Annotated in this window: 15 protein-coding genes and 2 riboswitches; of the genes, 8 read left to right on the top strand and 7 right to left on the bottom strand. The window is 40.5% G+C overall.

The window, feature by feature from the left end:
- Positions 1-258: 258 nt before the first annotated feature.
- Both D0463_RS10170 and D0463_RS10175 read right to left on the bottom strand, forming a co-directional pair.
- Positions 259-2532: a ribonucleoside-diphosphate reductase subunit alpha gene (locus D0463_RS10170; RefSeq protein WP_117307297.1), complete on the bottom strand. Its 2274-nt coding sequence runs from the start codon at positions 2530-2532 to the stop codon at positions 259-261.
- A gap of 130 nt (positions 2533-2662) precedes the next feature.
- Positions 2663-2842, bottom strand: a riboswitch (cobalamin riboswitch).
- 193 nt (positions 2843-3035) lie between these two features.
- On the bottom strand, positions 3036-4508 hold the full coding sequence (locus tag D0463_RS10175; protein ID WP_117307298.1) for a SulP family inorganic anion transporter: 1473 nt from the start codon (positions 4506-4508) through the stop codon (positions 3036-3038).
- A gap of 277 nt (positions 4509-4785) precedes the next feature.
- On the opposite strand from D0463_RS10175, the gene D0463_RS10180 reads away from it, so the two are divergent.
- On the top strand, positions 4786-5202 hold the full coding sequence (locus D0463_RS10180) for a universal stress protein (protein ID WP_117307299.1): 417 nt from the start codon (positions 4786-4788) through the stop codon (positions 5200-5202).
- Between the two features lie 31 nt (positions 5203-5233).
- On the opposite strand, the gene D0463_RS10185 is transcribed toward D0463_RS10180, so the two are convergent.
- On the bottom strand, positions 5234-5437 hold the full coding sequence (locus D0463_RS10185) for a hypothetical protein (protein ID WP_117307300.1): 204 nt from the start codon (positions 5435-5437) through the stop codon (positions 5234-5236).
- 145 nt (positions 5438-5582) lie between these two features.
- Between D0463_RS10185 and D0463_RS10190 the strand changes: the two genes are divergently transcribed.
- From D0463_RS10190 to ytvI, 3 genes are all read left to right on the top strand, one after another.
- Positions 5583-5876, top strand: a complete 294-nt coding sequence (locus D0463_RS10190) for an antibiotic biosynthesis monooxygenase family protein (RefSeq protein ID WP_117307301.1) — start codon at positions 5583-5585, stop codon at positions 5874-5876.
- Positions 5877-6067: 191 nt separating this feature from the next.
- A complete protein-coding gene (locus D0463_RS10195; protein ID WP_117307302.1) occupies positions 6068-6766 on the top strand; it encodes a TrkA C-terminal domain-containing protein in 699 nt (232 codons plus the stop codon).
- Positions 6767-6980: 214 nt separating this feature from the next.
- Positions 6981-8015 (top strand): sporulation integral membrane protein YtvI, encoded by a 1035-nt coding sequence (gene ytvI, locus D0463_RS10200; RefSeq protein WP_117307303.1) that lies wholly within the window; start codon positions 6981-6983, stop codon positions 8013-8015.
- A gap of 45 nt (positions 8016-8060) precedes the next feature.
- Here the strand turns inward: ytvI and D0463_RS19380 are convergent, their stop codons facing one another.
- Positions 8061-8213 carry a hypothetical protein gene (locus tag D0463_RS19380; RefSeq protein WP_160118403.1) on the bottom strand — a complete coding sequence of 51 codons (153 nt, stop codon included), beginning with the start codon at positions 8211-8213 and terminating at the stop codon, positions 8061-8063.
- A 162-nt stretch (positions 8214-8375) separates the two neighbouring features.
- Positions 8376-9761, bottom strand: coding sequence for a hemolysin family protein (locus D0463_RS10205; RefSeq protein WP_117307304.1), 1386 nt, complete (start codon positions 9759-9761; stop codon positions 8376-8378).
- Between the two features lie 442 nt (positions 9762-10203).
- On the opposite strand from D0463_RS10205, the gene D0463_RS10210 reads away from it, so the two are divergent.
- Positions 10204-10755, top strand: a complete 552-nt coding sequence (locus D0463_RS10210) for a YitT family protein (RefSeq protein ID WP_174234314.1) — start codon at positions 10204-10206, stop codon at positions 10753-10755.
- A gap of 261 nt (positions 10756-11016) precedes the next feature.
- Entirely contained in the window at positions 11017-11199 is a 183-nt protein-coding gene (locus tag D0463_RS10220) for a hypothetical protein (protein WP_117307307.1), read from the top strand.
- A 211-nt stretch (positions 11200-11410) separates the two neighbouring features.
- Here D0463_RS10220 and D0463_RS10225 read toward each other — a convergent pair whose 3' ends face one another.
- Together D0463_RS10225 and D0463_RS10230 are read right to left on the bottom strand one after the other, a co-directional pair.
- Complete coding sequence (locus D0463_RS10225) at positions 11411-12244, bottom strand: glycerophosphodiester phosphodiesterase (RefSeq protein ID WP_117307308.1); 834 nt, start codon at positions 12242-12244, stop codon at positions 11411-11413.
- 301 nt (positions 12245-12545) lie between these two features.
- Positions 12546-13427, bottom strand: a complete 882-nt coding sequence (locus D0463_RS10230) for a cation diffusion facilitator family transporter (RefSeq protein ID WP_117307309.1) — start codon at positions 13425-13427, stop codon at positions 12546-12548.
- Between the two features lie 220 nt (positions 13428-13647).
- Positions 13648-13751, top strand: a riboswitch (TPP riboswitch).
- Positions 13752-13859: 108 nt separating this feature from the next.
- On the opposite strand from D0463_RS10230, the gene thiT reads away from it, so the two are divergent.
- Entirely contained in the window at positions 13860-14447 is a 588-nt protein-coding gene (gene thiT / locus D0463_RS10235) for an energy-coupled thiamine transporter ThiT (protein WP_117307310.1), read from the top strand.
- Positions 14448-15536: 1089 nt separating this feature from the next.
- Entirely contained in the window at positions 15537-16001 is a 465-nt protein-coding gene (locus D0463_RS10240; RefSeq protein WP_117307311.1) for a helix-turn-helix transcriptional regulator, read from the top strand.
- Positions 16002-16044: the final 43 nt, after the last annotated feature.

Consider the following 16044-nt stretch of genomic DNA (forward strand, 5'->3'; position numbering starts at 1 on the left):
ATAATCGAGCACAAATCCAAATAATCGAGCACAAATCCAAATAATCGAGCACAAATCTGGATAATCGAGCAGAAATCCGAAGCATCGAGCACAAACTCAGTCAACTAACAGAAATCCAACTCGTCGTGCAGAATCCAATTCAAGGAGCATAAAGACTACAAATTCTTTTGGCTGCGCAGTAAATTCTAAGTAGCGTTTCTTAATTCTAGTGACGACGTGGCGTTCTTAGTCGTCGTTCATTACTTACAAGACACTAAATTAACTCGCACAAGACTCACATTCGACGATCTCGCTTGAAGTGGAACGAAGATAATAAGTTGTTTTCAATCCGGCTTTCCAGGCTTCGAGATGATAGTTTAATAAGTCCTTTGCTTTAATAGAATTTTGAACATAGATATTAAAGGAAATCGACTGATCAATATGGCGCTGTCTGGCTGCGTTCTGCCGGATGCTCCAAAGCTGGTTAATCAGGAAGGAAGATTTGTAATACCATGTCGTTTCACTGTTCAAATCGGGTACCGTTACAGGGATCTTATAATCCTTCTTTTCTTCTGAATATACCTTTAAAAAGATTGGATCGATACTGGCGGTACTGCCAGCAATAATGGATGTCGATGCGTTGGGGGCAACGGCCATAAGATAGCCATTGCGGAGCCCGTGTTTCTGTACATCTTTTTGTAACCCTGTCCAGTCAAGCCTGGAATTTCCTTCAAGATATCCTCTTTTTGAAAAATACGCGCCGCTTTCCCAATCGGAACCTTTAAACAATTGGTAAGCACCCTTCTCACGGGACAGGTTCATGCTTGCCTCGACAGTCAGGTAAGCAATGCGTTCATATAAATGATCCGCAAAACTAATTGCTTCTTCGCTCTCCCATTTGATGTTGCTTTTAGCAAGAAGGTGATGCCAGCCAAATGTTCCGAGTCCAATCGAACGATATTTTTGGTTGGTTAATTGAGCCTGCAGAACTGGGATCGTATTCAAATCAATGACATTGTCGAGCATTCTGACCTGGATCGGGATTAACCTTTCCAGAACACCACTGCTCACAGCCGTGCCCAGGTTAATCGAAGAAAGATTGCATACAACGAAATCACCTGGTTCCTTCACTGTAATGATTTTTCCATCTTCTGTGTACTGTTCGACAACAGCGGTAGCGCTTTGGTTCTGGGTGATTTCCGTGCACAGGTTAGTGCAATAAATCATGCCGGCGTGGGCATTCGGGTTCATCCTGTTCACTTCATCCCGGTAAAATAAAAAGGGTGTGCCGGCTTCCAGTTGGCTTTTCATGATTCCTTTCATGATCTCAATCGCAGAAACTTCTTCTTTAGAAAGCTGCGGATGGTTGACACATTGCCAGTATTTTTCCCGGAAGCTGCCGCTGCCACGTTCCTCATCAAAATAATCTTCCAATGAAAATCCCATTATCTTTCGGACTTCATGGGGATCAAATAAATACCACTGTGCGCGGGCTTCTACCTGTTCCATGAATAAGTCAGGAAGGCAAATGCCCGTAAATAAGTCATGGGTACGCAATCTTTCATCCCCATTATTAAGCTTGGAATCGATGAAAGAAAAAATATCTTTATGCCACACATCGAGGTAGACAGAAATCGCTCCTTTTCGCTGACCGAGCTGGTCTACGCTGACAGCTGTATTGTTCAACTGCTTCATCCAGGGAATCACTCCTGAGGAAACACCTTTAAAGCCTTTAATATCGCTGCCCCTGCTGCGAATTTTCCCAAGATAAACACCGATTCCGCCTCCAGATTTAGACAGGTTTGCAATATCTGTATTACTGTCATAAATGCCCTGCAGGCTATCATCTACCGTATCAATGAAACAGCTGGATAGCTGGCCATAGCTTTTTCCGGCATTGGAAAGGGTAGGAGTGGCAACCGTCATATAGAGATTGCTAAGGGCCCAGTAAGCTTCCTTGATTAATTGTAACCGTTGTTCCTTCTTTTCCTGGGACATAAGCGTCATCGCGATGATCATAAACCGCTCTTGAGGAAGCTCATAAACCCTCTTGCCATAGTCTCTGGCAAGGTATCGGTCTGAAAGAGTGCGAAGGCCTATGTACGTAAAAAGCTCATCTTTGCTAAAGTCAATATAAGTACCAAGCTCTTCCACTTCTTTCTCGGAATAACGGTCAAGCAGTAACGTACTGTATATCCCTTCAGCTGTCAGTGATTCTATTAGTCCATGGAAAGAGCTATTGAGCATCCTGTTTTGCTGTGCTTCCCGATAGAGCTTTTGCAAGTAAATCCGCGAACAGACAAATGTCCAATCGGGCTCAAATTCCGATATATTCGCCAGGCCCTCCAGGATTAACTGGTTCGTCAATTGTTCATTCGTAATAGAATCTCTATAAGAAAGGGATGCTATTAATCTCTCTTTGTAGCTATCTGCTTTCAAGTGAGGAAAATCATTAAGAATTTCATCGAGTGAAGATAACAATCTATCGAATGAAAAGTTTTCCTCTGTGCCATTATCGTTAATAAAAGTGAGTTGTTTTGTTTGTTCAACCATCTGTTTGCCTCCTTAAAAATAAAAGATCCACTCAGGAAATTGAGTGGATCAAACGACAGGTTAAAAGGAAGAAAGACACGAAAGCTCTTAAACCATCGTTTCATCTCCCCAATCCCCGAAGAATAAGAAACTTTTTGCAAGAATAAAGGCAGGTCTCCTGACTTGTGTTCTACCTACTTTGAGGCCTTCCCGTACTAAAGAAGTACAGTGGTTTCCTCATTTCGTCACACTTACAGTTGCGGGGACAGCTCCGGAGTTTCACCGGATTCCCTTTTCAGCCATTTCTGGCACCTTATTTGCAGTTCCTATATGTAGTTGTGTTTAATTCATTAGAATCAATATATAGTATCAATCTGTATTAATCGTAATCTATCATCATGGAAAATTCAACCCGTTTAGACAAATTTTTTTTGTAGGCGATCATTTTGAATCGGAAAAAGGCTTGGATAAGTTGAAATATCCAAGCCTTTTTCTGAATATATTTTTTTATTTGCTTAGTTAATTTAATGATTCGCTATTTTGGCATTTGGTTTATCATAAACGGCGAGTTTTTCGATTAAGGCGGAGCTGTCCTTATTCAGACCAAGCAGTTGGACGGTCTTCCCATTATCCTGATATTTCATGACAACCTTATCAATAGCTCCCACCGCTGAATCATCCCACACATGGGATTGTGAAAAGTCAATGACAATCACATCTGATGATTCTCTGTAATCAAATTTAGAAACGAAATCACTAACAGAGGCAAAGAATAACTGCCCTTTTACATAATAAGTGCTTCTTTTAGCGGCTGGATCGATATTTTTATCAACCTGAACCTTGGAAATTTTCACCGCAAAGAAAATCATACTTAAGACTACGCCGGCAAACACACCTTTAGATAAATCATGCGTATAAACGACAGTCGATACTGTGACTAGCATTACGATAGTGTCCGTTTTAGGAACAAGATGAAGCTTTGTTAGCGATGACCAGTCGAAAGTTCCGATACAAACCATAATCATTACCCCGACAAGAGCGGCCATCGGTATTTTTACGAGTACACCATTCAAGGAAACGATCAAGACCATTAAGAAAACACCAGCCACTAAGCTTGATAATCTGCCGCGGCCGCCGGATTTGATATTGATACCCGACTGTCCGATCATTGCGCACCCGGCCATCCCGCCAAAAAAACCAGTTATAATATTGGCGATTCCTTGTCCTCTTGCTTCTTTGTTTTTATTGCTATCTGTATCAGTTAAGTCGTCTACAATTTGTGCTGTTAATAGCGATTCCAGCAGTCCGACAAAGGCTAATGCAATCGAATAAGGCAAGATAATCAAAAGCGTATCCAAGTTTACCGGGATATCCGGCAGCATAAACATGGGCAAAGCCTGTTTAAGCTCTCCCATGTCGCCAACTGTCCGCGTGGGCGTGCCTGCTACAACGGAAATAATTGTGATAATGATAATTGCAACAAGCGGAGAGGGAACAGCTTTTGTAACCTTAGGAAACAAATAGATGATCGCGAGTGCTCCGGCAGTCATCGCATACATAACCCATGTTTCACCAACAAAGTGGGGAAGTTGGGCCATGAAAATTAAAATCGCAAGTGAATTGACGAATCCTATCATGACCGAACGGGGAATGAATTTCAGTAGCCTCCCAATTTTACACACACCAAGGATTATCTGAATCACACCTGTCAAAACGGTAGCCGCCAATAAATATTGCAACCCGTGATCTTTTACCAGATCCACCATAACTAGCGCCATCGCCCCTGTGGCAGCGGAAATCATTCCTGGCCTGCCGCCAACAAAGGCAATGACAACAGCGATACAAAAAGAAGCGTACAATCCTACCATCGGATCAACACCTGCAATAATGGAGAAGGCAATCGCTTCAGGAATCAATGCTAACGCCACTACAATACCGGATAGAACATCACCTCTGATATTGCCAAACCACTCCTGTTTAATTGTCTGTAAATTCAAAAGAACACCCCTTTATATTTTTTAAAACTATGTTTTTTAATGACTTTCAACTCTCATGAAAGTCGGGCCCGTTATCAATGCTATTGATTATAGCATGTTTATATAAATCGTTGAAGTGCACATAAAAGCGGATAAATTGTCCGATTCCTCTTGAAATCGTCAATTTTCACCGATCCTGGCATATCGATTATCTCTCTATGAAAATGAAAAATTTTAATGAATCATTATCCTTTGATGGTAAAATGAGAATTAACAATACATAGGAGGGGGTTAGATTATGTTTCATAAAATCCTTTTAGCTGCAGATGGTTCCCAAAATGCGGTGCGAGCCGCGGAAAAAGCCGCCTATATGGCAAAATTAGAAAACGCAATGATTACTGTCTTTTATGTAGTTGACAGCTCCACATCAAAAAGTGATGTATTGCTTGAAGGTGACAGGGGTGCGGTTGATGAGAGGCGGAAGCAGCGTTTAGCTCCTGTAGAGGAAATCCTGAACGAAAAGGGCATAAGGGCGGAGATAAAAATATTGAAAGGGGACCCTGGCCCCTCCATTGTTAAGTATGTCAATGAAAATCAATTTGACTTGGTCGTGATTGGAAGCAGGGGGCTGAATTCTCTTCAGGAAATGGTCCTGGGCAGCGTTAGCCATAAGGTCGCGAAGCGGGTACAGTGCCCGGTTATGATCGTTAAATAATAAAGAAGATGCTTATGCGCATCTTCTTCTTTTATATTCTGTCGCTCGATGATCGATCCTTTGTGTCTTCTTTATCCCGTTCTTCCTCTTTTTCCATCTCAATGTCCTCTAGTGGCAGATCATCAATCGGCATAACAACTTGATCTCGTTCTTTTTGTTTTTCCCAGTTTTCTTTAAAGGCCTTCGATTTGTCATTTCGTTCTTCAAGCACCTGGTCTTTTTCAGAGTTTTTCATAGTAGCCATCCCTCCATAACCATTTTTATTTCATTTCCCTGTTGGCCCTGAAGTGAAACGCCTGAGCTGTATGTAAGAAAAAAATAAAGGACTTTTAAACGATGTGTCTAAATCAATATAGGTGAAGTGCAGAGGGGGAGAGGGAATGATTTTGGAAGCGGTTATGCTTCAAGTCAAACCAGGAATGGAGAGAGAATATGAAGATGCTTTTCGAGAGGCATCCACAATCATTTCTTCCATGAAAGGTTATATATCCCATAGCTTGCAGCGCTGTATGGAAGTGAACGGGAAATACTTGCTGCTGGTTAATTGGGAGCAGTTGGAAGATCATACAATCGGATTTAGGCAATCGGCTGAATATCAGGAATGGAGAAGGCAATTGCATCATTTTTATGATCCATTCCCGACAGTCGAACATTTTGAAAAAGTCGAATTTTAGCCGGATATTCGAGGATGTATAGAAAAGAAGGCTAGAAAGCTTGAAAGAATAATGACACACCGTTCGAAATTCGGACGGTGTTTTATTATGGAAACTGACTAATTGAGCCATAATAGTTATATCGTACAATGAACTGGTTTTTGTATTCATTGAATATGGGTAAATGGAAGGGAGGTATGGGAGGGATGTCGATGAAGACGGAGTTATTATTTATATCATTATATTTTGTAATCATTGCTCTAGTAATTGAGATAGCGGTCGTACTTTTAAATTTCACCGGGATGAAGTCGAAGATTTCCCGCTTTCAGGTTATCTCGATGCTCACGGCTACAGGATTTACGACAGATGAGGCAAAGGTCGTTATAGATCATCCGGTTCGCAGGCGGATTGCATCCTTTCTGATGCTGTTCGGTGTATTCTCCCTGGCGGTCATCATTTCGTCTATAAGCAGTATCCTGTCCGATGATTTACGAACCAGGGAGCTTTCTTTTATCTGTATCGGGTTAGCTTTAATACTCGGGATCGTACATACACCTTGGGTCAAGAATAGGGCTTCAATAATGGAAGGAAAGATTGAGAAAAGTTATCAAATGTACGAGCTGCCTATTAAGGATGTCCTTTATTTAAATGAAGATGACCTGGTCACGGACATAGTTGTCGGTGACGATTCAAAACTGATTGGCAAGCGTATTGAGGATATAATTTCTAAAGGTGATGATATTAGCATTCTTTTTATCAAGCGGGGAAAGGTCCAAATACGCAGGGATTTGTATGATAGTGAAATAAATGAAGGAGATCAGGTGTTTCTTTATGGAAACAAAAAAGAAATTGAGAAGAAGTTTAAACTTGAACTGGATGAAAAAAAGAAAGCTGAGGAAAAAGGGGATTAGCTGAATAATAATAGAATCCTATGCCGGCCTTATATAGCCGGCATAGGATTTTTTAGGGCCACATCCTTTTCTTTAAGATTGCCGTTTGAAAGAGCCCTTACAAAAATGTATGATAGATAGGTAATGAAAGTGTAAAAGAAACGATACATATTGAATACATTCGTTTAAAATGAATAAGGATAAATAAGCAAAGGATGGGAATGAAACAGGCACTATGCTTCTACGATGGTTTTGGAGGATTGTCATCCTTCTGTTAGTATTTTTTCTTGTACCATATTCCTGGACGTTGATTTTCGCGCTTGTTACAGCGATGCTTCTGGATGGACTTGTCTCGTCGATCAGCGATACGTTCAAACTGAAAAAACGGCTTTGGTCTGTCTTAATAGCATTCCTTGTGTATGTTGGCGGTTTGCTGGGTCTCGCTTTTATCGTCATCTCCGTATTGACAAAGCAAATCATAAATCTCTCTCAAAAAACTCCCGGGCTTGTAAGGGAAATCTATTCATCCGTTATCCTGCCCTTTATAAGGGAATGGGAGAAATATTCACAATCGCTGCCTTCCGAGGTCATCAGGTCCGTGGAGGATGCGCTTGAAAGAGGAATTACATCGCTGGAACGGTTTACCCAGAATCTTGTAGAAAGCACTGTCCAATTAGTGACTGTCGTTCCTGGATTTTTGATTGATTTCTTAATCTATTTAATTGCTTTGTTTTTAATCTTGCTGGAATTTCCTTTAATCAAGTTGAAGGTCCGGGCATTCTTGAAAGAGTCTACTTACCAGAAAATGTCCCTAGTTTTTCGAGATTTAAGCAAAGCGGGAGTTGGGTTTTTAAAAGCACAAGTGTTTCTGAGCTTGATTACCTTCACAATGGCCTACACAGGCCTCTGGCTGTTGGATGTACCTTATACATTGCTCTTGTCCATCTTAATCGTTTTTGTGGATATCCTGCCCATTCTCGGTACCGGATCGGTATTGGTGCCTTGGGCTGTCGTCGCCCTTTTTCAAGGGAATCAGCAACTTGGGATTGGTTTGCTCATCATGTTTGTTGTCATTACGATTATAAGAAGGATCGTGGAGCCGAAGGTATATTCCGCCAATATGGGCTTGACACCGCTTGCGGCTTTGATCAGTCTTTATTTAGGTTTTAAAATCCTTGGCTTCATTGGCCTCTTCCTGGGTCCTGCTTTGGTCATTGTTTATGAAACATTGAAAAAAGCTGGAGTCATTAAACTGAACATCCGAATCTGAAAATGGTCCAAATGATCATTTGACGAAAAAAAGGCATAAGACATTTCAAATAAATGTTCTTACGCCTTTTTTCATATCACTGATACTTTTCGTTGTTTTACCGTGGCCGCTGCAGTGAGTACAAGGACGTGAGAAAAATTGGAGATAAGATGTTTTTCCTTTTCCGTCGCAATGCTGGCAGATTTCTATAAGTTTCATTAAAATGCCTCCTTTTATATGGTATGTTTCCCGAAAGATCATCGGGCATACATAAATAAAAAGACATATGAAAATAATCAAATAATCTACTTTATAATATGCGGCAGGGGGCCAATTGAAGCATAAAAAAGCCGGCCAAAACGAAATGGGCCGGCTAGGTGTTTAGGAAACAACCTCACTTTGAGGAATTCGTACATCTTCAGTTTCAATACTTTCTTCGACCGGGACATTTCCCTCAAATTCTTCAGGTTCTTCTACTTTTTTATAAATTTCAATGTATCGTATATGATGCTCTTCCATTTCCGTTATTTTAAAACTGTAGGAGCCATGATGCAATTCATCGCCCTGCTGTGCTTCATAGTTTTCAGTCAGGACCCAGCCCCCGATTGTATCGATGTCGTCGTCAGCTATTTCAAGTCCAAGTAATTCATTGACTTCGCTAATTAATACTTTTGCATCCATAATATAGTGGTTGTCTTCCAGCTTTTGAATCATTGGAACTTCATCCAAATCGAATTCATCGCGAATCTCACCGACTATCTCCTCCAGAATATCCTCAACCGTAACGAGACCGGATGTACCGCCATATTCATCCATGAGGATTGCCATATGAATTCGTTCTTTTTGCATTTTTAGCAGCAAATCGTGAATCGGGATGCTGTCAATTACCCTAATAATCGGCCGTATATAATTTTCAATTGACTGATCGAGTTTTCTATCGTTCGAAATCATTTCGGTAAACAGTTCTTTTACGTTAACGATCCCGATGACATGGTCTTTATCACCGTCAATAACCGGGTATCTAGTAAACTTTTCTTCTGTCACCATATCAAGGAAATCTTCAATTGTGTCCTCTTGTGACAGTGTGACAATCTCTGTACGGGGTACCATGATTTCTTTAGCGATTCGATCATCAAATTCAAAAATCTTATTCACGTATTTAAACTCAGATTGGTTTATTTCGCCACTTCTATAGCTTTCGGATAAAATTATGCGAAGTTCTTCCTCTGTATGGGCAAGCTCATGCTCAGAAGCAGGCTTTAAACCGAACATTCTCGTAAGAAGACGAGCAGAACCGTTAAGAACCCAGATGAAAGGATACATAATCTTATAGAAAAAGATCAAGGGTCTTGCTGCTAACAGTGTCACAGCTTCTGCTTTTTGGATGGCCAGCGTTTTCGGAGCCAATTCTCCAACCACAACATGAAGAAACGTGATGAAAGCAAACGCTAATCCGAATGAAAGGATATGGGAAACAGCCAGCGGAATATTCAACGTAACCAGTATAGGATGCAATAAATGGTTTATGGTTTTTTCCCCAATCCATCCGAGTCCGAGGGCTGTGATGGTTATCCCCAATTGACAGACTGATAAATATTCATCAAGACTCCCGATTACCTTTTTCGCCGGGATGGCGTTATTTTTGCCTTCCTCGATCAATTGATCGATCCTCGAACTCCTCACTTTGACAATCGCAAACTCCGAAGCTACAAAAAATGCTGTCAGTGCAATTAAAATGGCTATCATAACCAAGTTTAATATGTCCAAATAGTCTTCCTTTACCCGTCAGTATAACGAATAAAGGAAATCCACCTCCTAAGGTAATAAAGCTTTTTAGTGATAAATCTTATATTCTTACAGTTTTCATTAACTACAGACGGTGATGAGGTTTTAGTTTGTATTGTCTGTCCGTCTATTTGAAACAATATTAATACCCCATCTTATCACCCCTGGTTAACATCCATTAAATAACTTAATTATAAAAAAACTAATTTCTCCAGTCAAATCACCTAAAAAGTGGATAAGAATAACGATTAGTAAATATATATGGTTATCAGTTACCGTATATTAATGATCTTAAACAATATGAACAAATTATTTTTTGAATTCAGTTTCCCATGTATTGATAAATTTAATACTAAATCAGGATAATAACCATAATCTATTATTATAGGAAAAGGACAAGGGGGGAACCGGCATATTTGAAAAAATGACAGCCATCTTGATTGGCAGCCTGTCGGTTGGCATTGGAGTGAATTTTTTTCTGGCTCCATACCACTTATTGGATGGCGGTATGATAGGGATTGCCCTTCTAATGCATTATTATTTTGGTTCTCCGGTTGGATTAACGACAATTATTATCAGCATTCCGCTTTACATATATGTATGGAATTCAGCAAGACGATATTTTTTCCATAGCATTCATGGACTGCTTTTTTCCTCTTTTAGTATCGATCTGTTTTCCAATTTTGAGACAGGCTGGGAGCTGCCAATCTTTGTAAGTGCGATTCTCGGCGGTGTTATCATCGGGTTAGGGGTAGGATTAATGCTCAGGTATGAAACAAGCACCGGAGGGACAGATTTGATAGCTCAGATCATTTCTAAGAGGACGGCGATAAACGTAGGGGTGCTTATTTTTGTAATTGACGGATGTATTATTTTATCAGGAATTGGGATCGTTGGGATTGGGGCGTTTTTCTACTCCAGCCTAACCATTATCATAGTTGGGATCTTAACCTCACTAACAACCATACATGAATAGTGAAGTGCAAAAAAGTGAATGATATGAGAAAAATGCAAAAATGGAACTTTTACATACAAACAAGGAATTGGCTACAAAACGAATTTGCAGCTATAAAAGCGGAGACTGTCTACAAAAACAAATTTCCCGCTACAAAACCCAAACTTCCGGCTACAAAACTGATCAAATCGGCTAAAAAAAATATTTATCAAAAACATGTTTCATAGCAAAAAAATTTGGGTAGGTAATGTAAGAATACATAAAAATCTAACAGAGGTGAACATGTTGGAGAATGAATTAATTATGAAATTCAGGGACAAAGGAATCAAGATTGAAAAAACAAAGTCACGCCATGAGGTTTTTTCAAATGTTTATCAGGCAGATCCTTCTTTACTTATTCAATCTTCGTCTCTAGCCGACACGTGGAATGTTCAAGCAGATGAACAAAAAATTATAGAACTTTAATATTCTAAGCACACTGAAAACGGGGTGTGCTTTATTTTTATTCTCTGGCGGCAGTTCTCTTCAATAATGGTGTACAAGGAAGAAAAATAGAATGCCGTGCCCATCATGAACAGTTATCAAAAACGAAGGACAACAGTCACATACAAAACTAATGTAAGCCTTGCTCAAAAATGGCAGCAAGGCTTCTTGAATGTTGTACATAAAAAAAGATTTATTTTCTTGGATCTACATAATCCGGATAATCAGTAATAATCCCATCGACATTCATATCCACTAAAAAATCGGCAGTTGCTTGGCTGCGCACGGTCCAGGAAGCGATTTTCATATCAAGCGAGTGGACACGGTCGACCAAATCTTTCGATACGATACCGTAATTCGGATTAAAATATTCAGCATAGGTTGAGAATTCCTTTAGAGCCTGTTCCGTAGTATGTGATCTTGATGAAGTAAGGACGCCGACCGGAACTCTTGGGAGAAGGCGGTCCATTTTTTTCATAGAATCAAAATTAAAGGATTGAACAATGATCTTTTCATTTCGTGGTTTATCCAGGTTACGATCTTTTAATTCATGGGCGACACTTTCTTCAATCCCCGGATAGAGCTCTGGATTCTTTAATTCTATTAATATACCGGTTCTCCCCCGATATCTATCGAGAATTTCATCAAATGTCGGAACCTTTTCTCCTGTAAATTCCTCCCCCTTCCAGCTTCCCGCATCCAGATTTCTGATTTGATCGAAGGTTAAATCTTTCACGTACCCTGTGCCGTCTGTAGTACGGTCGACTTTATTATCATGAATGATGACCAGTTCACCGTCCTTCGTCCTTTGAACGTCTATTTCAATATAATCGGATTTCATTTTCACAGCTTTGTCAAAAGCAGCTATGGTATTTTCAGGAGCATAACCTGAAGCACCGCGGTGTGCGATATTGTCGATTTTTCTGACCTCGCCCTTTCCGTTATTCTCCGCGGCAAATGTCTCCTGAAGCGGACTAAATAGAGCGATTAATGCAATACTTGTTCCTGCTAACATTGTCTTTTTCAAATTCTTCAACTCCTATCCCAAAAGTGTGGTACACAATGATTCTATTGGAAGAATGTTTAGACAGGATGTGATTCGTATGTCGAAATGGTTACTTTGTTGTAAAAATACAAGGAAAACACTCTCTTCTTTAATAGAAACGTTATGTGTGGCATGGTCAAGTTCTTGGAGTGGTAGCGGACCGAAGGAAGCATAAGGAACGAAAAGGACTTGATACATGTTCCTGCTTTTATGAACAGTTGAGATAGTGAGAGAAGGAAAACGCGCTTGGATTTTTTGGGAAAATCCAAGCGCGTTTTTCTCGTCAATTCTTATTTGTAATAAAGTGTGGTTCGACATGTATGATGGCATGTTTGATATGATGCTTTTCCTGAAGGGTATTTTCTATTTCTTCCGTGATATCATGACCTTCGATGACCGTTAACTGTGGGTCAACGTGGACAGTCGCTTCAAGAAAAATCTCATTTCCGTGCATGCGAGCTTTTATATCGCTTGTAGCTTTGACTCGATCACCACTCGCGATTGTCTCATTGATTTCTTGAAGTAAGGCTTCATCAAAGCCGTCGGTTAACGTGTGCGAAGCGTCCCGGAAAATACTCCAGGCTGTTCTGCAAATGATCAGGCCCACGGCTAATGCCGCCACGGAATCAAGCCAACCTAACCCGAATTTTGTTCCAATAATCCCAATAAAAGCACCGATGCTCACTAAAGAGTCAGATTTATTGTCTTGCGCCACTGCGTGAATCGCTGCACTATTAATCCGTTTGCTGAGCCTTATGTTATAGAGGTAGACACCGAGCATAAATAGCGCGGAAAACAAGGCGGTATAGGCAGTTAACATGCCAGGCGTTTCCTGATCCGGCCGGATGAATGATTGGACGGCTCCGATAATGACCTGTAAACCAACTGATACCATAATAAACGCAGCAACGAGTGAGGCGATTGTTTCGGCCCTCATATGGCCATATAAATGATCATCATCAGGTGGCCTTTTTGATATTTTCAATCCGACTAATACCGCTATAGACGCGATAATGTCTGTTGAGTTGTTTAATCCGTCCGCCCATAATCCTTGTGAATTCCCGTAATGGCCGATCGTCAATTTTAAAGCCGCTAAAAACAAATAAGCGACAATACTGATATATGCTCCTTTTTCCGCGGAGCTGATTTTATTTTTCCGCAACATCACTTTACCTCCATCAAATGGTAACACTAAATAAAGATAACAAACGATATTTAAGTATGTCTATAGAAACAATGTCGTGCCCAACCATACAAATTGGCCTCTATCATTTCAATTGTTCGAAGGTAAAGAAGTTGGTTTAGACCAAATGGAAATGAATAATTTATATTTCTTGAATTCTCATGAAACTAGTAGTATATTCTTACCGAGGAATAAAAAAAAATACGTCCACAAGGGGAGCCTTAAATGGCTGAGAGTGAGCGAGTGAGTTCTGACCCTAAGAACCTGTTAGTTAATGCTAGCGTAGGGATGTGGTTTTGGATATGAGCAATGCTGGGATGATCCATTACCGCCCTGGCATTGCTTTTTTATGTGAAATAACCACGATGCCAGGTGACTCATGAAAGCTTCCCGAGTAGGAAAGGGGAAGGGAAAATGAATAAAAGAACGTTATTTTTAGTAGAGGTTGCCATCTTTGCGGCACTGGCTTTATTGCTGGATTTGGTTTCGGGCCTTATCTTTCAAAGAATATGGCCGCAGGGAGGATCTGTCTCGATCACGATGGTCCCTGTATTCTTGATGGCTTTTCGCTGGGGAATTAAAGGCGGACTGTTAACGGGGTTTTTATTAGGGGTATTGCAGGTGGTTATCGGATTCTCTTCTATCTTACATCCCGTACAAGGTTTCATTGATTATTTTATTGCATTTTCTGTTGTAGGGTTTGCGGGAGTATTCGCAAAACAGGTGACCGAAGGATTCAAAGGTGAAAATAAACGCAAAGGAATTGCCTATGGAATTCTTGGTATATTCATTGGCAGTCTTCTACGGTTTCTTTGTCATTATACGACAGGTATCGTGTTCTTCGGTTCATATGCACCGGAGGGACAGCCTGTAGCACTTTACTCTCTCATCTACAACGGAACTTATATGCTGGCTAGTTTTATTCTATCAGCAATCGTAGTCGTATTGCTTTATTCAACGGCATCAGGGGTGCTCACGAAAAATGCCTATCATGCGAATTGAGTCTGTATTAGTCGCTTCCTAAATTTGGATGAACGCCCAAAAATCTAGATGAACGCTCCTATAATCGGGTGAACGCTCATAAATCTGGGTAATCGCTCATATAATCGGGTGAACGCCCATAAATCTGGAGAATCGCTCATATAATCGGGTGAACGCTCACAAATCAGAAGAATCGCTCATATAATCGGGTGAACGCCCATAAATCAGGGGAATCGCTCATATAATCGGGTGAACGCTCACAAATCAGGAGAATCGCTCATATAATCGGGTGAACGCTCCTAAATTTGGAGAAACGCTCATATAATCGGGTGAACGCCCATAAATCAGGAGAATCACTCATATAATCGGGTGAACGCTCATAAATCAGATAATCGCTCAAATAATCGGGTGAACGCCCATAAATTTGGAGAATCGCTCATATAATCGGGTGAACGCTCATAAATCAGGAGAATCGCTCATATAATCGGGTGAACGCTCATAAATCTGAATAATCGCTCATATAGTTGGATGAACGCCCATATATCAGAAGAATCGCTCATATAATCGGGTGAACGCTCGTAAATCTGGAGAATCGGTCATATAATCGGGTGAACGCTCATAAATCAGGGGAATCGCTCATATAATCGTGTGAACGCTCGTAAATCAGGAAAATCGCTCATATAATCGTGTGAACGCTCATAAATTTGGAGAATCGCTCATATAATCGGATGAACGCCCATAAATCTAGATGAACGCTCATAAATCTAAATAATCGCTCATATAATCGGGTGAACGCCCATAAATTTGGGGAATCGCTCATATAATCGTTTGAACGCTCATAAATCTGGAAAATCGCTCATATAACCGGGTGAACGCTCATAAATCTGAATAATCGCTCATATAGTTGGATGAACGCTCATAAATCAGGGGAATCGCTCATATAAGCCGGGTGAACGCTCATAAATCTAAATAATCGTTCATTAAAGTATCTAATCGTCTAATTGTTATTCTCTGTCTTAAGCCGCCTCCTTTCCGGGAGCGGCTTTTCAATTGCTTGAAAAATAATAAAAATAGTGTAAAATTACACTAAAACAGAAGCGGTGAGTGGATATGACAAAGGAAGAAATAATCGAAATCATCTTTGAGAATTTGAAGCTTGTTAGAGTAGAGATGGGATATACCCAGGAAAAGTTAGCAGAAATGATTGGTGTATCGAAAAAGACACTTGTCCAAATTGAAAAAGGCAGAATTATGCCAGGATGGACCGTGGTCATAGCGGTTTGTGCGCTTTTTAGAGAAAGCGGTGTCATTCAGTCCTCTTTTGGGGGGGACCCATTGGAGTTGATTGAGACTATCACCAGGGAAGGCATGGTTTACCGGAAAGAGAAAACTCTCGGCGGAAAAGTATGGTGGAAGGAGCTATCACGGGAAGCGGGTTATATCTTACAGCAAAACATGATCAGTCGGCATTTTCGCATATTGGATGAAGATGATTACCGCATTTATAGCTCATTAGAAGAAGACGAGGCAAAGGCAAGATTCGAGGAACTTATACAGGACAGTGGGAACCAATAAAACACAAAAGTATAATTTGAGCAAACATAGCAAACAGTAAAAA

Source organism: Bacillus sp. V59.32b, assembly GCF_003429085.1.
Lineage (GTDB): Bacteria > Bacillota > Bacilli > Bacillales > DSM-1321 > Peribacillus.